Below are 24,409 nucleotides of genomic sequence, written 5' to 3'. Positions count from 1 at the left end.
TTCGTCGTCCGGGGAGCGGCCCGGGGGCCGCTCCCCTTTGCGGCTAGTTGACGGCAGGCCCGTGGCAGGCCGGGGCGTGGCAGGCAGGGGCATGACACGCCGGAGCGTGGCAGGCGGCCTTCATTTCCGGGGCATGGCACGCGGGCGCGTGGCAGGCCGGGGCGTGGCAGGCAGGTGCATGGCAGCTCGCGGCCACGGAGACCTTCTTCTCGATGCGTTCGACGTTCAGCATGGGGTGTCCTCCATTGCTTGGGTTATCGAGTCCGCCGTGACGAAGCGCAGGGAGCGGAACGTCCGTGCGGCGTCCTCACACGTTTGGGCGAAGGCGGAGGGGCTCAGCTCCTCCCCGAACAGGGGCCTGAGCAGGGCCGCGATCTCGGGCACGGCGTGGCGGCCGTCGCACAGCTCGAGGTACATGCGGCCGAAGTCGTTCAGCCTGACCACCTCGAGCTCGCCGCCCGCGCCGTCGCCCCCCGCGTCGCCGGAAATGTCGCCGGAAATGTTTCCCGATCCGTTGCCGTCCCCGTTCCCCGCCCCGAAGCCCCGGTAGGCGAAGGCCAGGTTCACGGGCTCGGCCGGGTAGGCCTCGCGCCACAGACCCGCGCGCATGTCCTCGATGACCTGCGGGATGTCGCAGGAGAAGCGCTGCACCAGCACGCCCTGTTGCACGAGAGGCCCGCGCGGCGCCCCCGATGCGCCCGGTGCGCCCGGTCCATGTCCGGGGGCCTCCTGCCGGGGCCGCGCGGCCCTGATCCCGGCGCTCTCGTAGCGCGCCAGCTCGAGGACATGGGCCCAGGCGCGCTCCGGGTCGAAGCCGAGCCCGGCCCGGTCCATGATCTCCTGCGCGAAGGCCCCGAAGTGCTCGAAGCACTGCCGGGCCGTGAGCGGACCCGCCTCGTCTTCCGTGCCTGTGCCCTCCCCCCGCTGCTCCCTCTCTCGCGCGGCCACAAAGTCGAGGAAGGCCGCGAAGAGCAGGGAGGGCGAGCCTCCGGCCGTGGTGTCCGCGGCCGCCGGTTCCGCGGCCACGGCCCGCCCCGCGAGGCAGAGGAGCAGGAAGGTCCGCGGATAGAGGTTCAGGAGCAGGGGGAAGGCGTCGCTCAGGCGGCCGAGCTCGGCGAGCTCCATGCCCGCGCAGGGCAGGTTGTAGAAGCTCGAGAAGAGCGCCGGGTTCGAGGCGATGAGGGCCTCGTCCTCGGCCAGCCGCCTGCCGTGGTCGAACTCGAGGCCCAGGGCGAAGTAGGTGTCCACCTCGCGCGCCAGCCTGTCCGCGTAGTCGCGGTGCAGCTTCGTTCCGGCCAGGACCGTGGGCATCTGCAGCAGCGGGCTGACGTTGCCCTGCACGGCGCAGGCGAGCGCCAGCAGGAGCGTCGCGTCCACGTCCGCGCGCTCCTCGTCCGGGAAGCCGACGATGAAGGACAGCGTGGGCACGATGCCGTGTTTCGTGGTCTCGGCCACGCGGGTCTGCAGGAGGTCCGGGTCGATGCGTTTGTTGATGAAGGAGAGCGTCCTGGCCGAGCCGGAGTCGATGCCGTAGCACATGGACTCGAGCCCTGCCTCGCGCATCAGGCCGAGCAGGGCGTCGTCCACGGTGTCCAGGCGCGAGATGCAGTACCAGCTCGTCTCCTCGTGCAGCCCCTCCTCCATGACCCGCTCGCAGAACGCGCGCACGAATTCCCGGTCCGCGGTGAACTGGTCGAAGGAGAGCACGAAGCAGTCGGCCCCGTGGCCGTCGCGCAGGTGGCGCATCTCGGAGACGATGCGCCCGGGCGAGAAGGTGCGCACGCGCCGCCGCCAGAAGGCGGACTCCGAGCAGTAGACGCAGGCGTGCGGGCAGCCCCGGCCCACCTCGAGCACCGCGATGCTGCGCGAAAGGCCGCAGGCCTCGCGGTAGGCGGAGAGCGGCTGCACCACGGAGTAGTCCGGCAGGGGCAGGGCGTCGAGGTCGCGCAGCAGGGCGCGCTCGGGCGTGCGCACCACGGCGCCGTCCGCGGCGCGGAAGGTCAGGCCGCGCACGCCCGTCAGGGCCTCGGGCCATTCCCTCGATCCCCTCGCCCCGGCCAGGGCGTCGGCCAGCCCGCAGACCGTCTCCTCGCCCTCGCCGCGCGCCACGATGTCGATCTCGGGCACGGCCGCAAGCGTCTCCCGGTCCACGAAGGTGGCGTTGTGGCCGCCCACGATCACGGGCAGGGACGGCCGCAGGCGCTTGAGCTCCCGGGCGATGCGCACGAGGGCCGGATAGGTGGCGCACTGCGCGGAGAAGGCCGCGGCGTCCGGCTCGGTGTCGAGGATGGAGCGGGCGCAGTCGCGGTACATGTCCGGCCCGGGCGCGAGCCTGCCCCGGCGGATGTCCAGGACGAAGTCGAGCACCGCGGCCTCGTGCCCCCGGCCGCGCAGCACGGTGGCCAGGTTGATGATGCCGAGCGGCGGCAGATTGTAGAGCGAGCCCAGATGAAAGGGCGGAAAGGCCAGGGTCATGCGCATGGCTTTGGGTATCCGCTGTATCTCTGATTCTGTCCGGCACCGGGATGGAGGGGGGAGTCGGCCCTCCCGGGGGGCTCTCGGGGCGGATGGTCGGCCGGAGGGATTTGGCGGAATCATAGCAGAGTCGCCCGGCAGCGCAACACGAATGGGTGAAAAAGCCCAGTCCGCAAGCATGGATGCCTTGCCCTGCGGGGCTTTCGGGCGACGATTTTCCGGTTTTCGACAGGCAGTGAAGGAAAAGCCGACGGAGGTTTCCGCCGGCTTTTTTCGTCTCCGCATGGATGAAGCGGGTCTCCCGGTCCGTACTGAGGGCAAATGGCCGTCGGAAGGTTCCGGCGGACGACGAGGAGGATGCCGATGCGCCTGTTGCGGAAAAGAGCGGAACCCAAAGGCTGCCTGAACCTGGATGAGATGTCCGCCTACCTGGACGGGCTGCTCCCCAGGAAGCTCAGGAACGAGCTCGAGGACCACCTGGCCTTCTGCTCGGCCTGCCGCAGGACGGTCATCGACCTGCGCGCCATCCTGACCTCGCCGGACAACGAGCCCGTCCCGGAATGCGCCGAGGGCCTCGGCGACGCCTGCGCCGCCCGGCTGCGCCTGCACAGCCTCGCCGACCTCGCGACCAGCGCCTGAGCCTTCACAGAAGGAGATCAGCCATGATCGATACCACGAGCTACATCAACTCCTTAGCGAAGACGGCGTCCACGTCCGCGACGGACACGACGAGCACGGACTCCTCCTCGGACCTGGGCAAGGACGACTTCCTGACCCTCTTCGTCGCCCAGCTCGAGAACCAGGATCCCCTGAACCCGGCCGACAACCAGGACATGGTGGCGCAGCTGGCCCAGTTCTCGAGTCTCGAGCAGCTGACCAACATCTCCTCGACCCTGGACAGCATGTCCAGCTCCCTGACCGAGTCGCAGCAGATCAACGCGACCTCCTACATCGGCAAGGACGTGCTGGCCTCGGGCAACTGCGTCGCCCTGGCGAGCGGATCGGCCAGCAACGTGACCTACACGGTGCCGGAGGACGCCAGCAACGTCGTGGCCAACATCTACGATTCGAGCGGCAACATCGTGGACTCCGTGAGCCTCGGCGACGTGAATCAGGGCGAATACGACTTCGCCTGGGACGGCAAGGACTACGACGGCAACGTCTGCGACGACGGCGTCTACTACGTCTCCTTCACCGGAGAGGACGAGAACGGCGACTCGCTCTCCATCTCGAGCATGGTCGAGGGCGAGGTCACGGGCGTGTCCATGTCCAGCGGCTCGGTGGTCTTAAGCCTCTCGGACGGACGCCAGGTCTCCCTGTCCAACGTCTACGAAGTCAACAACGTCACGAGCGACACGAGCGCCTCGGACGACGATTCCTCGTCCTCATCAGACGACTCCTCGTCCGACGACTCGGGTTCTTGAACAACCATCCCGGCTGAAGAGCAGAGAAGGAGAACGCCATGAGCCTGACCGGTTCCCTGTACGCGGGCATATCGGGCCTGCAGGCCCACAGCCAGAAGATGTCCGTGATCGGCAACAACCTGGCCAACACGAGCACCATCGGCTTCAAATCGTCGACCATGCAGTTCGAGGACATCTTCTACCAGTCCGTGAACACGGGCGCGGGCATCGGCCAGGTCGGCGTGGGCGCGGGAGTGGCCGCCATCTACTCCAACTTCGCCCAGGGCTCCTACGAGAGCACCTCCGAGGCCACGGACGTGGCCATCGGCGGCACGGGCTTCTTCATGGTCAACAATCCGAACACCGACGAGATGTACTACACCCGCGCCGGCGAGTTCCGCTTCGACAACAGCGGCTACCTCGTGGACACCAACGGCTACCGGGTGCAGGGCTGGCAGGTGAAGGACGGCTCCTCCTCCGGCACGGTGCAGACCACCGGCGTTTCCGGCGACATCCAGCTGAAGAACTTCCAGTCGCCCCCCGAGGCCACAAGCACGGTGAGCATGCTCCTGAACCTCGACTCATCGAGCGACGACGACTCCGCCAACGCCGCCAACCCCTTCTTCTCCCTGTTCGGCAACTGGGACGGCACGGACTCCGACACGCCCATCGCGGATTCCCGCTACGCCTACCAGAACACCATCACGGTCTACGACGAGAACGGCTCCGCGCAGACGCTCACGGTCTACTGCGACCCGGTCAAGGACGCGAGCGTGGTCTCCAACTCCGGCGGCAATCTGCAGTGGGAGTTCATCGTCGCCTGCGACCCGAGCGAGGACGGCCGGACCATCGGCGGGCAGAAGGTGGGCTCCACCTCGGCCGCGGGCCTGCTCATGACCGGCACCCTGACCTTCAACGCCGCGGGCCAGCTCACGGGCATGTCCGCCTACACCCTGGCCTCCGGCGCCTCGGGCGACCTGAAGGACCTCTCCAACTGGACAACGGCGGACCTGAACGACGACGGCCTGCCGACCTTCACGGCGAACTTCACGGGCGAGGCCGACGCGAGCGCGACGGGCGAGGCCAACGCCAGCGCCATCGCCATCGACTTCGGCATCCACGACAGCGGCTCGCCCACCTCGTGGAGCGGCAGCGCGTCCAACGCCTCCATGGTGGGCAACAATCCGTCCATGCTGGACAACTTCACGAGCCCGAAGATCAGCGCCCTGACCACCACCAGCTACGACTCGAGCTCCACGACCATCAGCCAGTCGCAGGACGGCTACGGCCCGGGCTTCCTGACGGACATCTCCGTCAACCGCGACGGCGTGATCACCGGCACCTACTCCAACGGCCAGGTGCTGGACCTCTACGTGCTGACGCTGGCGAGCTTCACCAACCCGTACGGGCTGAGCCGCGAGGGCGACAACCTCTTCTCGGCCACGCGCGAGTCAGGCGCCGCGGTCACGGGCACGGCCAACACCGGCCAGCTCGGCTCCATCTCCTCGAACACGCTCGAGCAGTCCAACGTGGACACGGCCACGGAGATGGTCGACCTGATCACCACGCAGCGCGGCTTCGAGGCCAACTCCAAGGTCATCACCACGGCCGACTCCATGCTCAGCGAGCTGATCCAGCTCAAGCGCTAGGCGTGAGGACGGACGGAAAGGGACGCATCCGCGAGGGGTAGGACCATGGACAACCTGCTGAGCATAGCCCGCAACGCTCTGATGAACAGCCAGTACGCCATCACGGTGCACGGCAACAACATCTCCAACGAGAGCGTCGACGGCTACCGGGTCCGCACGGTCAACTACTCCGAGCTGCCCTCCGTCTCCACGAGCAAGGGGCAGGTCGGGACCGGGGCCACGATCGGCAGCGTGACCCGGCACCTGAACCAGTACCTGGAGGCGCAGTACCTGAAGGAGAACAGCCAGGCCAGCGGGTGGCAGACGCGCTACGACGCCCTGTCCCAGGTGGAGTCCCGCTTCGTGGAGGACGACACCTACGGCACCTCGGCCCTGCTGGACGACTTCTGGAACTCCTGGGCCGACCTCTCGGACGACCCGACGCTCACGGCCAACCGCACCGCGCTCCTGACCACCTCCGAGACCCTGACCACGCGGCTGAACGACCTTTCGGCCGACCTGGCCACGCAGCAGCAGGAGCTGGACCAGCAGATCGCCCAGGAGGTCGGCGAGACCAACGACATCATCGACCAGCTCGCGACCGTCAACAAGCAGATCGCCGCCTCGCCGGACAGCGACGACCTCCTGGACTCGCGCGACAGCCTTCTGCGCCAGCTCTCCGAGAAGGTGGACGTGCAGGTCATGTACCGCTCGGACGGCGAGGTCTACGTGACCACGGGCGCGGGGCAGTCCCTGGTGGACGGGGCCACGGCCTACAGGTTCGAGATCCAGGCGCCGCACGCCGCCGAGGCCCTGACACAGGACTCGGACTTCGCGGGCCAGATCAACTTCGAGGGCTCATCGCCCTACGAGTACACCGTGGAGGTCGTGGACGGCGGCACGGCGTCCGGCGGCAGCGGCGCGGCCGCCTTCCGCGTCTCCGTCGACGGCGGCTCCACCTGGCTGACCAACGACGACGGCACCGAGAAGCTCTTCACCGCCGGGGCCGAGGACGACTCCGTGGACATCGGCGGCGTCACGGTCTGGTTCAGCCAGTCCGGCGATCCGGATTCCGCCGAGACCTCGTCCCTGTCCGCGGGCGACCGGTTCACCATTCTGCCCAAGAACACCCTGGCCTGGGAGACCACGGCAGGCGGCCTCGTCAACGTCACGCCCCTGGACGACGAGGGCTCGGGCAACCGCATCAGCGGAGGCACCCTGGCCGGACTCTTCAGGGCGCGCGACCAGGTCGGGGAGTATTCCGAGGACCTCGACTCCTTCGCGAAGACGCTCATCTGGGAGGTCAACCGGCAGAACTCGCAAGGCGCGGGGCTCGACCCCCAGACCAGCGCCACGGGCATCTACCAGGCGGCGCACACGGACGTGCCCCTCTCGCAGAGCGGCCTGGCCTTCGCCGACCGGGTCACCTCGGGCGCCTTCTCCCTGGCGCTCTACGACTCGACCACGGGCGAGCCGCTCGGCACGACCACGGTGGACTTCTCGTCCATCAACCCTCCGGGGATCTCGACCTTCGACCCCGCGCAGCACTCCCTGGACGACGTGGCCGCGGCCATCAACGACTCCTTCGGCGGCCAGCTCACGGCCGACGTGACCAACGGCAAGCTGTCCATCGAGGCCGCGGACGGGGTCTCCTTCAACTTCGCGGACGACTCGTCCGGACTTTTCGCCGCGGCCGGGCTCAACTGCTACTTCTCGGGCACCGATGCCGGCGACATCGCCGTGAACCAGAACCTGCAGGACCACCCGGAGCTGATCGCCGCCGGGCACGTCAACGGCGAGGGCGAGGCCAACCAGGGCGACAACACCACGGCCCAGGCGATCGTCAATCTGGCCGACAAGGACGTCACCTTCTACACGGCCAGGGGCTCCACCACCTCCACGCTCGGCGAGAATCTCGCGGGCGTGGTCTCCCAGGTGGGCTCGGACGTCTCCCAGGCCGAGACCCAGTACAGCTATGCCAGCACCCTGGCAGACAGCCTCGACACGCAGCAGGAGTCCGCCTCGGGCGTGAACAGCGACGAGGAGATGACCGAGATGCTGCGTCTGCAGCAGGACTACCAGGCGGCCAGCCGCATGATTCAGGTCTCCCTGGACATGATGGACACCATCCTCGGCCTGAAGTGAGGAAGCGACCATGCGCGTCAGCAGAAACATGATCTACGACCTGGCCCTCAGCCAGATGAATTCGTCCCTGTCGGAGCTCACCCGGCAGAACATGATGAACGCCTCGCAGAAGAAGCTGAACAAGCCCTCGGACGATCCCGCGGGCCAGGCCGAGGTGCTCGTCCTGCGCTCCACCGTCGCCTCCATCGGCCGCTACGACGACAACATCTCCGTGGCCAAGGGCTGGCTCGGCCTGCAGGACAGCCAGCTGAGCCAGGCCTCGACCACGCTCTCCACCATCCTGGAGAAGGCGGAGCAGGGCGCCACCGGCACCCTCACCGCGGAGGAGCGCCAGGACATCGCGGACGAGGTGCGGCAGTACTTCGGGAACCTGGTGGGCATATCCAACAGCGAGTATACGGGGCAGAGCGTCTTCGCGGGCCACAAGACCGACTCCGACGCCTACGAGGAGTGCCTGTGGGCCGACTCCCTGGATGCCGACGTCCCGGATTCCTCCGTGCTCGCGGTCACCGGCTCGAGCGACGACTGCATCCTCGTGGAGTTCACGGACGACGGAACCGTGGGCAGCGGCGGCGCGCTGACCTACCGCTACAGCACGAACGGCGGGGACTCCTGGACCGACGCCAGCCTGGCCTCGGGCGCGACCACGCTCTCCCTGGGCGGCGTGCAGCTGACCCTGGCCGCGGGCACCGCCGTGACCGGCCCCAACGTGGACGAGGACGGCACCCGCTTCGTGGTCCGGCCCTCGGCCCGCTACCTGGGCGACGACGACAACCGCGTCGAGGTCATCAACTACGGGGCCACGGGCATAGACACCGTGGCCGAGGGTGCCTTCCCGGGCAACGTCCAGGTGCGCATAGACGGCGACTCGGACCTGGCCGGGCCCATCTCCTATTCCTACTCCACGGACGGCGGCACCACCTGGACCGCGGGCAACACGGCCTCCAACGGCGTGTTCGAGCTGCCCGGCGGCACCCTGAAGCTGACCTCCAACGGCTCGAACCTGCTCGACGCGGGCGACTCCTTCACGGTCAAGCCCGCCATGGCCGACATCGACGTGACCATCGGCAAGGGCCAGGACGTGACCATCAACAGCGTGGGCAGCACCATCTTCGGGGGCCTCGTGCGCGACCCGATCACGGGCGAGGACTCGCTCGCCGACGTCACCGGCAACCTCTTCGACTCCGTGGGCAAGCTCATCGGCGCCCTGGAGATCGGGGACGAGGACGCCGTGGGCGACTGCATAGACGACCTCAAGGCCGCGCAGAAGGTCCTGCTCTCCGGGGCGGCGCAGGTGGGCGCGCGCGAGGACCGCGTGACGTACCAGAGCGCCTCGCTCTCGGCCATCAAGGCCAGCGTGGAGACGCACATCTCGAACGTGGAGGACGCAGACGCCTCGACGCTCTCCGTGGACCTGGCCAAGGCGCAGTACATCTACCAGTCCGTGCTCTCGAGCCAGGCCAAGGTGATGCAGCTCTCGCTGCTCAACTATCTTTCTTAAAGGCCTTCTGCCGGACGGCCGATATCCGGTTCCAAGACAGAGAGGACGACCATGAGCGACAGCACCAGCTCCACCTCCAGCTCCAGCGGCATCAGCAGCCAGTACTGGTCCGGGCAGATCTCCTTCTCGGGCCTGGGCAGCAGCGGCACGGACTTCTCCTCGGTCATCGAGCAGCTGATGGCCGTGGAGAGCTACCGCAAGGACGAGATGGAGTCCTGGGAGAGCACCTGGCAGGACAAGGTCGACGCCCTGGACGCCCTGAACGAGTCCATGGTCAACCTCAAGACCTGGCTCACGGACTACGACTCCCCGGACAAGTTCCTGACCAAGACGGCCGCGAGCACGGATTCCGACGCCCTTTCCGCCACGGCGGACGCCGAGGCCGAGGAAGGCACGCACACCATCATCGTCAACCAGCTCGCCCAGAACGACATCCTGGTCGCCTCGGGCGCGCCCATCAGCGACACCTCCGCGGCCATCACCAGCTCGGACGCGACCATGACCATCTCCTACGCGGGCACGGAATACACCATCGACGTGCCAGCCGGGACCACGGCCGACGGCCTGGTCAGCCTCATCTCCAACAACCCGGACCTGAGCGGCAACGTGCGCGCCAAGCTCCTGTACGACGGCTCGAACTACTACCTGCAGCTGCGCGGCATGGACCTCGGCGCGGACAACGTGGTGGAGGTCACGTCCAGTACCGTGCCGGGCTTCGCCCCGGACGCCTTCGAGCGGACGCAGAACGCGCAGAACTCCCAGGTCAAGGTCGACGGCTTCCCGTCGGCGGCCGACAAGTGGATCGAGTCCGACAGCAACACCCTGGACGGCGTCGTCGACGGCCTGACGCTCTCGCTCAAGGACGTCACGGACACGAACGGCATCAAGATCACCGTGGCCACGGACACGGATGCCGTGAAGCAGAACATCCAGGACTTCGTGGACCAGGTGAACGCCATCAGGACCAGCATCCTGAACCTGTCCAAGGTCGACACCACCGGCGACGTTGGCAGCGCCACGGGTTCCACGAGCAGCGACGACACGAGCAACACCGTGACCGGCTCCCTGCTCACGGGCAACTACGGTCTGCAGATGGTGGCCCAGCAGTTCAAGGACCTGACAGGAAGCTCGGCCATCGGCTTCTCCTACTACGACGGCGACACGGGCCTGGGCGACTTGTACACGAGCCTCTCCCAGCTCGGCATCCTGACCGAGGCCGACGAGGATTCCGAGAATGCCGGCCTCCTGACCATCGACGACGACGCGCTGGACGAGGCCCTGTCCACCGACCCCACGGCCGTGGCCAACCTCTTCTCCGCCGACGGCATCGGCGAGTCGGTCTCCCCCGAGGTCAGCTACGTTTCGCACATCGACGGCACGACCAAGCCCGGCAACTACCTGATCAGTTACACGGTCTCCAACGGCGCGCTCAGCGGCGCCACCATCAACGGCCATCCGGCCAAGATCTCGGGCAACTGGGAGATCACCGGCATGCAGGGCGAGGACGAAGGCGGCCTCGCCATCCGCATCAACGACAAGTCCGAAGGCAGCCACACGGGCGAGGTCAACATCAAGCAGGGCAAGATCCCGGAGATGATCAACCTCCTGGATCAGATGACCGACTCGACCAACGGCACGCTGAACATCATCAAGAACAACTACGAGGACATCATCGACAACATCGAGACCCAGCTCTCCAACGAGGAGCGGCGTCTCGAGCTCAAGCAGTCGACCCTGAAGACCCAGTTCGCGAACCTGGACACGACCCTGTCCAACTATTCGAGCATCCAGAGCTCGCTCTCCAGCTACATCGACCAGCTTTCGAGCAGCAGCTAGACGCTTCCCGGACGGGGAGGACGGCAAGAATTTCCCCCGCGTCCCTGTCGGAAGGCTGGGGCGGGGGGGAAAAAATTTCCGGGCGGCGCGTTCTCGCGCCGCCCGGATTCGCTTTCTCGAGGGGAAGGGACGGTCGTCCGGGGGGGTGGGGGAGGACGGCCGCCCCGTCCCCGGGAGACAGGGACGGGACTTTTCCGGCAGCAGGCTAGGCGGGCTGGGCGACCATGCCGCGCAGCCGGGTCAGGGCCTGGTGCTTCAGGCTGCGCACGGTCTGCTCGCCCACGGCGAGAAGCCCGGCCACTTCGCGGACATCCATGTCGCGGTCGAAGATCATGCCCATGACCTGATTTTGCCGGGTGCTGAGAGCCGGGTGGGGGAAGAGGGGGGTGCGTCCCGGCTCGTTCTCCCGCGCCACGGGCGCGGGGGTCAGCTCGAAGAAGGTCTCGTCCACGGACACCTCGCGCGAGGGACGGCGGCGCAGGGCGTCCAGGGTCACGGAGCGCGCCACCACGGCCAGCCAGGTGCGCAGCGATCCGCGGGAGGGGTCGAAGCTGCGCAGCAGGTGCCCGCCGCGGGCCACCAGCCGGAGCATGACGTCCTGGAAGATGTCGGACGTGTCGGCGGCGTCGTTCGCCCGGCCGTACTTGTCGGCTGTCATGCGGATTGTCTTGCTGATGATTGACGAATAGTTCTTCATGAAATATGCCCATGAAGTATTGTCTCCATCTGCAAGAAGAGACGTGATTTCTTTTTCGTCGACCATGTACAGCATAACAGCATCCTCCGAATGGGGCGTGGTATGGCAGCAGGTAGACTCATCATCATTCTTTTGGCGGGAGAAAATGCTGCCAACACTGCTGCATCATGCAGCCAGTGTCGCTGTTACGGTCAGTTTTTCGTCTTGTATTGTTTGAAACTGTCCCGAGACGTGGACGAAAGTCGACCCTGCTTGACATTTCCTGACCTGCGGGCAGGGTGGAATGGCGTTGAATTTGCTGTGCGTGAGTGGTGAACTCCAGGAGGGCGCAGACCGCCCGAGGAAAGGCCATGATCCCCGTATTGATGATCGACGACGACGAAGAGCTTTGCGGACTGGTGGGACAGAGCCTGTCCGGCGAGGCCATGCACCTCGATGCCGCCTACGACGGCAAGGCGGGGTTGGACATGGCGCTCGGCGGCGAGCACGACATCGTGCTCTTGGACGTGAACCTGCCCGGGCTGACCGGCTTCGAGGTCCTGCGGAGGATACGCGGGGAGGGGGGGCCGCCCGTGCTCATGCTCACGGGCCGGGACGGCGAGCTCGACCGCGTCCTGGGCCTGGAGATGGGGGCGGACGACTATCTCGCCAAGCCCTTCAGCACGCGCGAGCTGGCCGCCCGCATCCGGGCCATCCTGCGTCGCGCGGCCGCACCGGCCGCGCCCGCGAACAAACCCCTGGAGATGTGCGGCGTGCGCCTGGATCCCGGCACCATGCGGCTGTGGCGGGGAGAGGAGGAGATAACGGCCACCTCGGCCGAGTTCGCCCTGCTCGAACTGCTCATGCGGCGCGCGGGCGAGGCCGTGGGGCGCGAGGAGATCGCGCAGCAGGTGCTGGGCCGTCCCCACATCCCCTACGACCGCAACGTGGACATGCACGTCTGCAACCTGCGCCGCAAGCTCGGCAAGGGACCGGACGGCGGCGAGTACATCCGGACCGTGCGCGGCTCGGGCTATCTTTTCTGCCGCGGGCACTGAGAACGCCATGCCCGAGGCCGCCCGCGCCGTCCGGCGCACCAGCCGGATGCCCACGGCCGCGGCGCTGGCCTGCCTCGCGCTGGCAGTGGTCCTGTGCTGGCTGCCGTGGGCCGGGGCGCCGGACCTCGGCGGACCGCCAGAGCCGTCCCTGTCCGCGCCCATATGGGTGGACGTGGCCTGGATGCCGGACTTCGGCGCCGGGCTCACCCCGGCCGAGGTCCTTTCCCGCCTGGACCGCTTCAGCCCCTTCGGCCCCCAGGCCTTCGAGGCCATCAACGAGAGCCCGGCCGCCTGGTTCCTGCTGCGCATGGTCACGGCCCCGCCGCCGGGCGGCGTGGTCCTCGAGATGGCCAACCCCGTGGCCATGCGCTTCTCCCTGGTTCTGCCCGGAGCGGGCGGCGCCTCCCCGCGCGTGCAGACGGCGCAGGGCCGCTTCGTGGAGTTCTATCTGCCCGACGACGCGCCGCGAAGCATCCTCGTGCGCTGCGCGGGCCAGGACATGCCCAAGCACCCGCCGCGTTTCGTGGCCGAGCGGCTGCACGCCCGCGAGGTCGGGCACAAGGGGCTGGCGCTCGGCATGTTCTACGGCGGGCTCCTGCTCATCGCCGCGGTCAACATCCTCTTCGGCCTGCTCCTGGGCGAGCCGGGCCACGCCTGGTACGCGGCCTCGCTGGCCTTTCTGGGGGCCATCTTCTTCCTGGCCTTCGACGACGTGACCGGCGCGACCTTCCTGGGCGAGCTGAACGTGGGCGTGCCGGGCCGCGTGCTGGCGCTCGGCTGGCTCTTCTGCTGGTGCGGCCTCGTCCGCTCCTTCATCCACACGGCGCGGCGCACGCCCCGCGTGGACCTGGTGCTGCGCCTGCTCATGGCCGCCTTCGTGCTCCTCCTGCCCATGGCGGTCTGGAGCAGGCAGGGCGCCATGCGCCACATCTTCTTCTCCATGGCGCTGCTCATCCCGCTGCTCGCGCTCTTCGCGGGCCGGCAGGCCATGCGCCGCGGCTTCGCCCCGGCCCGCCTCTTCCTGGTGGCCTGGGGGCTGGCGCTCCTTCTGCCGCTGCTGCCGGTGCTGCATCGCGCCCTGCACCTGGGGCCGCGCATCAGCCCGGGGCACGCCGTGTCCCTGGTCCTGCTGCTGCAGGCCGCGGTCTTCACTACCTCGCTGCTGGACAAGGTGCGGGCCATGCAGGCCGAGAACATCCGTCTGCTCGAGCGCAGGCGGGCGGACGCGCGCGTGGTGGACACGCAGCGCAGGCTCTTTCGCGAGGTCTCGCACGAGCTCGCCGGGCCGCTCTCGCGCCTGGGGCTGGCCATAGAGCTCTGCGGCAGGGGCGGCGACGTGCCCGGCCTCGTGCCGCGCATGTCGCGCGAGCACAGGGCGTTGACCACCCTGCGCGGCCAGATGCTCGACCTGGCCCGCCTCGACGACGCGACGGCGCCCGGGCCCGCGCGGCCGGGCGGGCTGGTGGACCTGACGTTGCTCGCGGCGCACGCCGCCAGGGACGCGGGCGAGGAGGCCGGACCCGGCGCGGTGCGCGTGCAGGCCCCGGGAGAGCTGCCCGTGCACGGCGACGCCGTGCTGCTCAGGCGCGCCCTGGACAACCTGGTGCGCAATGCCCTGGTCCATGCCGGACCGCCCGTGACCATACGGGTGGAGAAGGACGGCGGGCGGGCCCTGCTCGCAGTGCGCGACGAGGGGCCGGGCGTGGCCGGGGAGGATCTGGAACGGATCTTCGAGCCTTTCGAGCGCGCTGCGCACGGCCCGCGGGCCGAGGAGGGCAGCGGGCTCGGCCTGTCCATCGTGCGCCGCGTGGCCGAGGCGCACGGCGGCAGGGCCTGGGCCGCCAACCGGGAGCGGGGCGGACTTGCCGTGTTCATCGAGCTGCCCCTGCCCGCCGTGGCCGCGGACATGGAGCAGACGGAGAGCCCCGCCCGGTCCGAGGCCTAGGGCGCGGCGGTCAGCTCGCCGGGCATGACGATCATGGCCGCGCGGGTGAGCTTGAGGCGCCCGCGGGTGGCGGGCCCTTCGTGCAGCAGCCAGACCGCAGCCTGCTCGGTGTAGAGCGACTCGGACGAGATGCAGTCCACGGGCAGGACCACGTCCAGGCCGCGCACCGCGGCCTCGGTGGCCGTGGCCAGCACCGCGCCGTGGGCGGCCGTGCCGGTGACGACGACGGTCTTCACGCCGCGCTCCTTGAGCAGGGCGGCGAGCTTCGTCTTGTAGAACTTGTCCACGCTCGACTGGATCACCGGTTCGTCCGGCAGGGGGGCCACGGACGGCAGTATGCCCTCCCGCGTGCCGCTCCTGGCCAGGCTGTGGATCACGGGCATGCCGGAGGCGCGGGCGCGGCGCACGAGCTCTGTGATGGCCGGTACGGTCTCGAGGCAGCGCGGCCTGCGCTCGGCGTTGCAGGTGTGCTCCTCGATGTCGAGCACGAGCAGGGCCGCCTTCGCGCCCGCAAGCTGCACGACCCGGGGCTCGGGCGCGGCCGGGGGCGCGGCCTGCTCCCAGTCGGCCACGATGTCCCCTGCCAGGGCCGGGAACGCCCATCCCGCGACGGCGAGAACGGCGAGAACGGCGAGGAGGGCGAGTGCCGGGCCGCGCCCGAGGCGGGTCGCGCGGCGGGCAGGATGGAGACCGGGGGGCGTGCGGCGGAAAACCATGGAACCTCCGTGCTCGGGCGAGGAGTCGCGCCCGGCCGGTCGGCGGACGGGCGATCAGCGTTTCCCCTAGCACGGCGGAGCGGGGCTGCGAAGACGCCTTGCGGAAAAAAACGGCCCTTCGCGGCGGAAAAGGGTGTTGACATCCCCGGCCGAAGGAGCTAGAAGCCTCCTTCCGATGCGCGAGCATCGACCGCGTCCCCATCGTCTAGTGGCCTAGGACACTGGCCTCTCACGCCGGTAACAGGGGTTCAAACCCCCTTGGGGACGCCACTTTTCAAAGGGCTGCGACATTCGTCGCAGCCCTTTTTCGTTGCCGCCGCCCGTGCGGCTGCCCCGGGTGGAGCGCATCGCGTTCCTTCCGCCTCGCTCTCCGCCCCCTTTCCGCGCCCTTTCCGCCCGGCCGGAACGGTCACGAAGTTTCGCAGGATCGGGCAATCCATCCAGAAGATCGTGCTACCACCTCCGTGAAAATCCCTGTACAAGGGATATACATGGTGAACTGCGACCGGCCGGTGGATGTGTTCCGGCCCGGCCGCCGTCGTGAACCCGTGACGTGAGGGGCATGGATCATGGCACACGAGGCATGCGCGCACAAAACGCCCGAAAAGCTTTCGCGCCGGGCGTTCATCAAGGGCGTCATCGCGGCCGGGGCCGTGTCCTGGGCGGGCTGCATGTTCCGCGGCAGCGCCCTGGCGGGGCAGAAGGCCTCGCCGGGCGGCGTGGAACGGCTGATCACCCTGAACGTCAACGGTCGGCAGCGCCACGTGGACGTCATGCCCCAGGAGACCCTGGTCATGACCCTGCGCTCCAAGCTCGGCCTGACCGGCACCAAGATCGGCTGCGACCGCGGCGAATGCGGCGCCTGCACCGTGCTCGTGGACGACGTGCCGCAGTACTCCTGCTCCGTCCTCACCCATTCGGTCAGGGGCAGGCGCATCCTGACCGTGGAAGGGCTGTCCGCGCCCGGCGGCGCGCTCCATCCCCTGCAGCAGGGCGTGCTCGACGAACAGGGCTTCCAGTGCGGCTACTGCGCACCGGGCTTCCTCATGGCCGCGGCAGGCTTCCTGAAGGCCAACCCGGACCCCACCCGGGCGGAGCTGGCCCGCGCCGTCTCCGGCAACCTCTGCCGCTGCCAGGACTACGAGAAGATCCTTAACGGCCTCATGCGGGGCGCCGAATACATGAGGAGGGCGTGACATGGCCGAAAAGCCCTTGGCTTCCCCCTTCTCCGTCATCGGAAAGGACTACACGACCCCGGACCTGCGCGCCAAGCTGACGGGCAGCGCCAGGTACTCCGAGGACTTCCGCGCCGAGGGCATGCTGTACTGCAGGCTCCTCACGAGCCCCATGCCGCACGCCCGCGTGAAGCGCCTGGACACCTCCGCGGCCCTGGCCATGCCCGGGGTCAAGGCCGTGGTCACCGTGGACGACCTGCCCGCCCCGGCCGACGCCGTGACCGACACGGGCGCGGTCATCAAGGCCGACAAGTGGACGCAGCGCGGGCTGACCATGGAGCCGCTCTACCAGGGCGAGCCGGTCCTGGCAGTGGCCGCGGTGGACGAACTCACGGCCGCCGAGGCCATCGAGAAGATCGAGATCGAGTTCGAGCCGCTGCCCTTCGTCATCGACCCCCTGGAGAGCCTGAAGCCCGGCGGACCGAACGCGCGCACGGACGGCAACGTCTGGATGAAGTCCGAGTCCGGAAAGGGGCAGGCCGAGGTGCGCGAGCTCAAGTGGAGTTCCGACGACTTCAAAAAGGCTCCGGACGGCCTCATGCCCACGGGCAAGGCCGCGGGAGAGTGGAGCTACGGCGACCTCGACGCCGGATTTTCGGACGCCGCCCTGGTCCTGGACGAGAGCTTCACCACGCCCAATACCAACCACATAGCCCTGGAGACGCGTTCCACCCTGGCCTACTGGCAAAACGGCAAGGTCTTCATCCACTCCGGCACGCAGAGCACCATGCAGACCGTGCCTGCCATCGCCCGCTGGCTGAACGTGGACACGGACAAGGTGGTCTTCGTCAGCGAGTACACGGGCGGCGGTTTCGGCGGCAAGATCACCGCCTCCATCCAGCTGATCATCCCGGCCGTGCTGGCGAAGAAGACCGGCGTGCCGGTGATGATGCGCATAAGCCGCGACGACGAGTACGCCATCGGCGGCGTGCGGCCGAGCCTGCACGGCCGCATGAAGGCGGGCTTCTCCAGGGAGGGCCGCCTCCTGGCCCTGGATCTCTTCGTGGTCCAGGACAACGGCCCGTACGCGGAGAACCACGACGCCGCGGCCGCAGGCATGGTGACCTCGCTCCTCTACCAGCCGCAGGCCATGCGCTGGCGCGGCCTCTCCGTGCTCACCAACACCCCCTTCCACGTCTCCCAGACCGCGCCGGGCGGACTGCAGGGCGTGGCCTTCCTGGAAACGCTCATGGCCAAGGCCGCGCGCAGGCTCGGCATGGACCAGCTGGCCATCCGCCGCCTGAACGCGCCCGCGGGCAAGGCACCGCTCCTGGCCCCGGGGCCGGACGGAAAACGCCCGTACTGCACGAGCTCCTTCGTGCGCCAGGCCCTGGACCGCGGCGCCGAACTCTTCGCCTGGCAGGAGCGAACGGCCCAGAACAGGGACGGCGCGGACAAGGGCTCCATGATCCGGGGACTCGGCGTGTCCCTGGGCTGCTTTGTGGCCGGGTCCACCGGCTACGACGGGCTCTTCGTCATCCGGCCGGACGGCACGGTGCGCATCCAGTCCGGTATCGGCAACCTGGGCACGGAATCCGTGAGCGACTCCCACCGCGTGGTGGCCGAATCGCTCGGCGTGCCCTGGGAACGCTGCAAGCTCGTCTGGGGCGACACGGGAAAGCACCTGCCCTGGACCTGCGTCTCGGGCGGCAGCCAGACCATCCACGCCATGACCCGCGCGGCCCTGGCCGCCTGCCTGGACGCCAAGAAGAAGCTCTGCGAGATCGCGGCCAAGGCGCGCGGCGGCTCGCCGGACGACTACGAGGTCGCGGGCGGGCGCGTGCTGCGCCGCGGGGGCGGGGAGGCCATGGGCTTCGCCGAGGCTGCGGCCCGCGCGGTACAGCTCGGCGGCGCCTACGACGGCCACGAGTTCCCCGACGAGCTGAACCGGCTGACCAAGGCATCCGTGCAGGCCCTGGCCGGGCAGGGCCTGCTGGCCGTGGGCAAGGACACCTTCGGCCGCGACGGCCGGACCTTCTCCTACGTGGCCAGCTTCGCCGAGGTGGAGGTGGACCGCGCCACCGGCATGTACCGCATCCTCGACTTCCTGGTGGTCGGGGACGTGGGCGTGGTCGTGCACCCGCGCGCCCTGGGCGGGCAGCTGCTCGGCCGCTCCATGCTCGGCATCGGCCACGCCGTCGGCCAGGGCTGGGTCTACGACACGCACTACGGCCTGCCGCTGGCCAAGCGCTTCTACCACAGCAGGCCGCCCACGATCCTCGACGCGCCCGAGCGCATGCGCTGGGATGCCCTTGGCATCCCGGACCCCGAGACGCCGATCGGCGCGCGCGGCGTGGGCGAGCCGCCCACCACGGGCGCCTGCTCCGCGGTGCTGAACGCCCTGCGCGACGCCCTGGGCGACGACGCCTTCAGGCGCGCGCCCGTGACCGCGGACACGGTCCTGGACTTTCTCGAGTCCGGGCGTTTTGGCCGGTCCGCGCATACGGCAGGCTGAGGAGGTACGACATGGCGACGATACGCGACGTGATGCCCGAATTCGCGCTCTACCGGCCGACCGGCGCCGCCGACGCGGTGGGGCTGCTCGACAAGTACGGGGCCGACGCCTGGGCCATGGCCGGAGGGCAGGACAGCCTGGACTGGTTCAAGGACCGCATCAAGCGGCCCAAGGTGGTGGTCGACCTCTCCATGGTCGACGAGCTTCGCGGCATCCGGCCCTTGGAGGGCGGCCTCGAGATCGGGGCGCTGACCACGCTCTCCGAGGTGGAGCGCCACCCGCAGGTGCGGGCGAAGTTCTCCCTGCTCGCCCAGGCCGCGGGCGCGGCGGCCTCGCCGCAGATCAGGAACCGCGGCACCCTCGGCGGCAACGCCTCGCAGGACTCGCGCTGCTGGTACTACCGCAGCGGCTTCGACTGCTACCGCGCCGGAGGCCACACCTGCTACGCGGACACGCCCGTGGGGCAGAACCGCGAGCACGCCGTCTTCGGCGCCGGCCGCTGCGTCACGGTCAATCCCTCGGACACGGCCCCGGCCCTGGCGGCGCTGGATGCGCGCATGGTCATCCGCAGCGTCACGGGCACGCGCGAGGTGGCGGCGGTTGACTACTTCGTCGGCCCGGAGATCGACATCACGCGGCTGACCGTGCTGGGGCCGGGCGACCTGCTGACCGCGGTGCGCATCCCCGGGACCTGGGCCGGGGCGGACTTCCATTTCGAGAAGGTCCGCGACCGCCAGGTCTGGGACTTCGCCCTGGTGAACATCGCCGCGGCCTTCCTGCCCGCGGTCGGGGGCGGGGCGGTCGGCGACGCGCGCATCGTGCTGAACGGCGTGGCGCCCCGGCCGCTGCGGCTTTCCCGCGTGGAGGACTTCCTGCGCGGCAAGGCGCGCGACGCGGCCACGGCCGAAACCGCTGGCGCGATGGCGGCGCAGGGGGCCGAGCCCCTGCAGCACAACGGCTACAAGGTCGCCCTGGCGCGCAACCTGGTGGCCCGGGCCGTACTGGGTACAGGCCGCGGCCACGGCGGCGGCAAGGAGGCGGCATGAACCTGATCACGTGGGGACACACCCCCTGGGAGCAATCCGTTCCCCTGCACGTTGCCTGGGATCTGCTCCGGGTGGCCCTGGGCCTCGGCCTCGGCTTCGCGCTGGTGCACCTCTTCTGGGCGCGCGGCCGTGCCGGGCAGACGCCCGGCGAGGGCACGGACGCGGCCGCCGCGGTCCACGTCCCGGCCAGGGTGGCGCGGCATTCCCTGTCCGCCCGGCTGTTCCACTGGATCATGGCCGCGGCCATGCTGACCCTGCTGGCGACGGCCTTCCTGCCCAAGGCGGGCCTGCTCTTTGCCTGGGTGAACCTGCACTGGATGGCAGGCACGGTGCTGGTCCTGGCGATCCTCTTCCACATCGTCAACGCCGTCTTCTTCATGGACTTCGCCTCCATCTGGCCGAACGCCAGGGACCTGCGCGATGCGGGCAGGGGCATCGGCCGCGCCTTCGGCGGCATGGGGCCCGCGCCCGGGAAGCCCGGGAAGTACGCGCTCCTGAACAAGCTCTACCACCTGGCCATCCTCGCCTGCGGCCTGGCCATGGCCGCCACGGGAGTGCTCCTCCTGTTCAAGGTGCGCACGCCCTTCTTCACGCGCGATCCCTACATCCTCTCCGAGGCCGCATGGGGCGTCGTCTACCTGCTGCACGGCTTCACCGGCGTGGCCCTGGTGGCCCTGGTGATCGTGCACGTGTACTTCGCGGCCCGGCCCGAGGAGCGGGCCGTGACCCGCTCCATGGTCGTGGGCTCCCTGGACCGCGACTTCTATCTGGCGCACCACGACCCCAAGCTGTGGCCCGCCGAGGCGCCGCGCGGCGCGAAGGAAAAGGCATGACGAACGTGACGGACGATACGGCGCCCGACCCGGCGAACGACTTGGTGAACGATCTGGCGAACGATTTGGCCGCGCGCTGCGATGTCCTGGAGGAGTGCTACGAGTTCATGCTGGCCTACGCGGCGCAGGGGCTGAACGGCGAGGCCTGCGGGCAGGCCTCGCGGCTGCGCGAGTTCCTCGCTTCCGCCTCCACGGCCGCCGCAGGGCTGCAGGACGCCTATGCCGCGCTGATCCCCGCGCTCGTCGCGCACGGCGGCGGGGACGGGGACGAGGCCCGGGCGCGGCACGAGGCCTTCCTTCCCGTTCTGGGACGCGACGCGGAGCGCGCCCTGGCGGCCCTGGATCTCGCGCGCGTCCAGCCGCGCCTGAGCTCGCAGCTGATCGACAACCTGAACGCCTCGCTGCATCTGCGCACCCTGCTCACGGACCTCTTCCTCATCGATGAGATCGTGCGCATCGTCCTGCCCCGGCCCGATTGCGCGCCGGACGCGGCGGCCCTTGCCGAGGCCGACTGACCCTCGGCGGGGGGAGGGCGGGTGCCTCCCCCCTCTCCTCCTCGCCTTCCCCTCCTGCCCTCGCGCCTGCCGCGACGGCCGAAACATGGCGCGCACAGACTATTACTGGCTTTCCTGTATTGCAGCCTGGCGTCAGCCGGGCTATAGGGGAGATGGTCGTGCCTCAGTTTTTCATGGGCGGCCGGCCGGCCCGCCAAGCATGTCTGGTCCAAGGGAAGAGGATGTCACGGGAAGCCGAAAAATCCAGGGAAGAGCTGCTCGCCGAGACGCAGTCGTTGCGTGATCTGGCCGAGGAGCTCTCGGCCCGCCTCGCGGAGGCCGAGAAGGCGCAGGTGCAGCTGCGCCTCTTCGTCGAGCACGCGCCGGCGGCCATCGCCATGCTGGACACCCGGATGCGCTACGTGGCCGTGAGCCGCCGCTGGCTGGAGGACTATGGCCTGGTCGGCCGGGAGGTCCTCGGCCGCAGCCACTACGACGTCTTTCCCGAGATCCCGGAACGCTGGAAGGTGATTCACCGTCGCTGCCTGGCAGGCGCCGTGGAGCGCGCGGAAAGGGACCCCTTCGAGCGCGCCGACGGCAGCAGGCAGTGGCTGCGCTGGGAGGTGCGGCCCTGGTACGAGCGCTCCGGCGTGACCGGGGGCATCGTCATCACCAGCGAGGACGTGACCGCCAGCGTGGCCTCGGAGCACCGGCTGCAGGAGAGCGAGCAGGACCTGCGCAAGAGCCTGGACGACATCGACTTCATCGCGGAGGCCACGGACCTCGGCCTGTGGTCCAACGACTGGCCGATGGGCGAGTTGAACTGGAACCGCCAGGTCAAGGAACATTTCTGGCTGCCGCCGGACGCGCGGCCGGTGCTCGACGACTTCTTCCGCGTCCTCCACCCCGACGACCGTGAGCCCGTGCAGCAGGCCATCGACGCGGCCATCGAGCGGCACGGCCTGTTCGAGGCCACGTATCGCACCGTGGCCCCGGACGGCAGGCTGCGCTGGGTGCGCGCCCGGGGACGGGCCATCTACGACGATGCGGGCAGGCCGGTGCGTTTTTCCGGCACGACCCAGGACGTGACCGACCAGAAGCGCACGGAAGAGGCCCTGCGACAGGCCAAGGAGGAGGCCGAGCGCTGGGCGCTGGCCCAGGAGCGGCTGTCCCGGGCGGCCAGGGATCTCTCCAGGGCCACGAGCCTCGAGGCGGTCATGGTGGCGGTGCGCAGCGCGGCCAGGGAGCTGACCGGCGCGGACGGCGCAACCTTCGTGCTGCGCGACGGCGAGATGTGCTTCTACGCCGACGAGGACGCCATCGAGCCGCTCTGGAAGGGGCAGCGCTTTCCGCTTTCGCAGTGCATCAGCGGCTGGGTCATGCTCAACCGGCAGGCCGCGATCATCGAGGACATCTACTCCGATCCCCGCATCCCGGCCGCGGCCTACCGGCCGACCTTCGTCAAGAGCCTGGCCATGGTGCCGGTGCGCAGCGACCAGCCGCTGGCCGCCATCGGCAACTATTGGGCCGAGCGGCGCATGCCGGACATGGAGGACGTGCGCCTGCTGCAGTCCCTGGCGGACCTGACCTCCGTGGCCCTGGAGAACATCGGCCTGTACGACCAGCTGCGGCGCCGCGCCGGGGAGCTGGAGGTGCAGAAGAACCTGGCTGAACGTGCGAGCCGGGCCAAGAGCGAATTCCTGACCAACATGAGCCATGAGCTGCGCACGCCCCTGAACGGCCTCATGGGCATGATGCAGCTCCTGCAGGCCACGCGCCTGGACGACGAGCAGCGGGAGTACGCGGCCATGGCCTTCCGTTCCGGCAGGCGGCTCACGCAGCTGCTCTCGGACATCCTGGACCTCTCGCGCATCGAGGCGGACCGCATGCCCATACGGGAACTGCCCTTCCGCGTGAGCGACCTTTTGGACGCGGTCCGCGAGACCTTCGCCCCCCTGTGCCGGGACAAGAACCTGCCGCTCGACATATCCCTGGCCCCGGATATTCCCGAGGAACTCCTGGGCGACGAGGTGCGCGTGCGCCAGATCCTCTTCAACCTCGTGGGCAACGCCATGAAGTTCACGGACACAGGGCGCATAACGGTGCACGTCGGCCCCCTCGCGTCCTCGCGCGACAAGAGGCCGCGCGTTCTGTTCACCATCGCGGACACCGGCATCGGCATCTCGGACGAGAACCTGGCCTTCGTCTGCGACGCCTTCACCCAGGTGGACGAATCCTATGCCCGGACCCAGCAGGGCGCCGGACTCGGCCTGACCATCACGCGGCGCCTGGTCGATCTCATGGGCGGCGGCATGGCCGTGGACAGCGAGGAGGGGCGCGGCACCACGGTCTACGTCTCGCTGCCCTTCGCCCGCCCGGTCCGGACGCCCGAGCCCGAGGCCGAGGAGCCCGCGAGGCGGCCCGGCCCTGCCCGCCTCCTTCTGGCCGAAGACGACGTCACCAACAGGCTCTTCATCCAGCGCATGCTCGAGAAGTCCGGCTACGAGGTCCGAGCCGTGCCCAACGGGAGGGAGGCCGTGCAGGCCCTGCGCGAGGAGTCCTTCGACTGCGTGCTCATGGACATCCAGATGCCGGTCATGGATGGGGTGGAGGCCACGCGCGCCCTGCGCGCCTCCCGCGACATGGCCTCGCCGTCCCACACCCCGGTCATCGCCCTGACCGCCTACGCCATGGTCGGCGACCGCGAGAAATTCCTGGCCGAGGACATCGACGGCTACATCTCGAAGCCCGTGGACCTCGATACCCTGCTGGGCGAGATATCACGGCTGACCGCGCGCGCCGAGGTCTGAGCCCTGCGCCGCGCCGCCTTTCCGTTCCCCCTTCTCATCCGTATGCATCGCAGCGGCGCTTCCCACCCGTTCTTTAGAGAAGCGGCGGCCCCGGGCCTTGCCGCATCCTTTCCCCCGACTCCCCCGGGCACTTCGGGCCGCACACGCAGCCGC

The 24,409-nt window shown here is 69.2% G+C and carries 18 protein-coding genes and 1 tRNA gene; 15 read left to right on the top strand and 4 right to left on the bottom strand.

All coding sequences use genetic code 11. From position 1 onward, the window contains the following. Nucleotides 1–43 precede the first annotated feature (43 nt). Together DSX2_RS18335 and DSX2_RS10830 are read right to left on the bottom strand one after the other, a co-directional pair. Nucleotides 44–232, bottom strand: a complete 189-nt coding sequence (locus DSX2_RS18335) for a hypothetical protein (RefSeq protein WP_020881076.1) — start codon at nucleotides 230–232, stop codon at nucleotides 44–46. Continuing rightward, nucleotides 226–2,481, bottom strand: coding sequence for a B12-binding domain-containing radical SAM protein (locus DSX2_RS10830; protein WP_020881075.1), 2,256 nt, complete (start codon nucleotides 2,479–2,481; stop codon nucleotides 226–228). The genes DSX2_RS18335 and DSX2_RS10830 overlap by 7 nt, the downstream gene beginning before the upstream one ends. Before the next feature lie 357 nt (nucleotides 2,482–2,838). On the opposite strand from DSX2_RS10830, the gene DSX2_RS10825 reads away from it, so the two are divergent. Genes DSX2_RS10825 through fliD form a run of 6 tightly spaced genes read left to right on the top strand, consistent with a single transcriptional unit; the run spans nucleotide 2,839 to nucleotide 10,988 of the window. Next, the gene (locus tag DSX2_RS10825) at nucleotides 2,839–3,114 is read left to right on the top strand and encodes an anti-sigma factor (RefSeq protein WP_020881074.1); all 276 of its coding nucleotides are present in this window, start codon (nucleotides 2,839–2,841) and stop codon (nucleotides 3,112–3,114) included. A 23-nt stretch (nucleotides 3,115–3,137) separates the two neighbouring features. Further along, complete coding sequence (locus DSX2_RS10820; protein WP_020881073.1) at nucleotides 3,138–3,899, top strand: flagellar hook assembly protein FlgD; 762 nt, start codon at nucleotides 3,138–3,140, stop codon at nucleotides 3,897–3,899. Between the two features lie 38 nt (nucleotides 3,900–3,937). Beyond that, nucleotides 3,938–5,527 (top strand): flagellar hook protein FlgE, encoded by a 1,590-nt coding sequence (locus tag DSX2_RS10815; protein ID WP_020881072.1) that lies wholly within the window; start codon nucleotides 3,938–3,940, stop codon nucleotides 5,525–5,527. Nucleotides 5,528–5,572: 45 nt separating this feature from the next. Then, complete coding sequence (gene flgK, locus DSX2_RS10810; protein ID WP_020881071.1) at nucleotides 5,573–7,651, top strand: flagellar hook-associated protein FlgK; 2,079 nt, start codon at nucleotides 5,573–5,575, stop codon at nucleotides 7,649–7,651. Between the two features lie 10 nt (nucleotides 7,652–7,661). After that, complete coding sequence (locus DSX2_RS10805) at nucleotides 7,662–9,152, top strand: flagellin (protein ID WP_020881070.1); 1,491 nt, start codon at nucleotides 7,662–7,664, stop codon at nucleotides 9,150–9,152. A gap of 51 nt (nucleotides 9,153–9,203) precedes the next feature. After that, nucleotides 9,204–10,988 carry a flagellar filament capping protein FliD gene (gene fliD, locus DSX2_RS10800; protein WP_020881069.1) on the top strand — a complete coding sequence of 595 codons (1,785 nt, stop codon included), beginning with the start codon at nucleotides 9,204–9,206 and terminating at the stop codon, nucleotides 10,986–10,988. 205 nt (nucleotides 10,989–11,193) lie between these two features. Here fliD and DSX2_RS10795 read toward each other — a convergent pair whose 3' ends face one another. Continuing rightward, a complete protein-coding gene (locus DSX2_RS10795; RefSeq protein WP_236615108.1) occupies nucleotides 11,194–11,646 on the bottom strand; it encodes an RNA polymerase sigma factor in 453 nt (150 codons plus the stop codon). Between the two features lie 389 nt (nucleotides 11,647–12,035). On the opposite strand from DSX2_RS10795, the gene DSX2_RS10790 reads away from it, so the two are divergent. Together DSX2_RS10790 and DSX2_RS17610 are read left to right on the top strand one after the other, a co-directional pair. Continuing rightward, nucleotides 12,036–12,722 (top strand): response regulator transcription factor, encoded by a 687-nt coding sequence (locus DSX2_RS10790; protein ID WP_020881067.1) that lies wholly within the window; start codon nucleotides 12,036–12,038, stop codon nucleotides 12,720–12,722. A 7-nt stretch (nucleotides 12,723–12,729) separates the two neighbouring features. Beyond that, on the top strand, nucleotides 12,730–14,667 hold the full coding sequence (locus DSX2_RS17610; protein ID WP_020881066.1) for a sensor histidine kinase: 1,938 nt from the start codon (nucleotides 12,730–12,732) through the stop codon (nucleotides 14,665–14,667). On the opposite strand, the gene DSX2_RS10780 is transcribed toward DSX2_RS17610, so the two are convergent. Continuing rightward, nucleotides 14,664–15,383: a cysteine hydrolase gene (locus DSX2_RS10780; protein WP_020881065.1), complete on the bottom strand. Its 720-nt coding sequence runs from the start codon at nucleotides 15,381–15,383 to the stop codon at nucleotides 14,664–14,666. The two genes, DSX2_RS17610 and DSX2_RS10780, sit on opposite strands and share 4 nt — an antisense overlap. 194 nt (nucleotides 15,384–15,577) lie before the next feature. Between DSX2_RS10780 and DSX2_RS10775 the strand changes: the two genes are divergently transcribed. The 7 genes from DSX2_RS10775 (at nucleotide 15,578) to DSX2_RS17605 (ending at nucleotide 24,256) form a co-directional block, all read left to right on the top strand. Continuing rightward, a tRNA-Glu gene (locus DSX2_RS10775) sits at nucleotides 15,578–15,653 on the top strand. A 299-nt stretch (nucleotides 15,654–15,952) separates the two neighbouring features. After that, on the top strand, nucleotides 15,953–16,579 hold the full coding sequence (locus DSX2_RS10770; protein ID WP_020881064.1) for a (2Fe-2S)-binding protein: 627 nt from the start codon (nucleotides 15,953–15,955) through the stop codon (nucleotides 16,577–16,579). 1 nt (nucleotide 16,580) lies between these two features. Further along, on the top strand, nucleotides 16,581–19,073 hold the full coding sequence (locus DSX2_RS10765; RefSeq protein WP_020881063.1) for a xanthine dehydrogenase family protein molybdopterin-binding subunit: 2,493 nt from the start codon (nucleotides 16,581–16,583) through the stop codon (nucleotides 19,071–19,073). An 11-nt stretch (nucleotides 19,074–19,084) separates the two neighbouring features. After that, nucleotides 19,085–20,119, top strand: coding sequence for a xanthine dehydrogenase family protein subunit M (locus DSX2_RS10760; RefSeq protein ID WP_020881062.1), 1,035 nt, complete (start codon nucleotides 19,085–19,087; stop codon nucleotides 20,117–20,119). Next, nucleotides 20,116–20,952 (top strand): cytochrome b/b6 domain-containing protein, encoded by an 837-nt coding sequence (locus tag DSX2_RS10755; protein ID WP_020881061.1) that lies wholly within the window; start codon nucleotides 20,116–20,118, stop codon nucleotides 20,950–20,952. The genes DSX2_RS10760 and DSX2_RS10755 overlap by 4 nt, the downstream gene beginning before the upstream one ends. Then, nucleotides 20,949–21,467 carry a hypothetical protein gene (locus tag DSX2_RS10750; protein ID WP_020881060.1) on the top strand — a complete coding sequence of 173 codons (519 nt, stop codon included), beginning with the start codon at nucleotides 20,949–20,951 and terminating at the stop codon, nucleotides 21,465–21,467. The genes DSX2_RS10755 and DSX2_RS10750 overlap by 4 nt, the downstream gene beginning before the upstream one ends. Nucleotides 21,468–21,688: 221 nt before the next feature. Next, nucleotides 21,689–24,256 carry a response regulator gene (locus DSX2_RS17605; protein WP_020881059.1) on the top strand — a complete coding sequence of 856 codons (2,568 nt, stop codon included), beginning with the start codon at nucleotides 21,689–21,691 and terminating at the stop codon, nucleotides 24,254–24,256. Nucleotides 24,257–24,409: the final 153 nt, after the last annotated feature.

The sequence above is a fragment of the Desulfovibrio sp. X2 genome (assembly GCF_000422205.1).
Classification (GTDB): domain Bacteria; phylum Desulfobacterota; class Desulfovibrionia; order Desulfovibrionales; family Desulfovibrionaceae; genus Alkalidesulfovibrio.
Note: the sequence above shows the minus strand (reverse complement) of the source record. Positions and strands in the feature narration are given on the sequence as shown.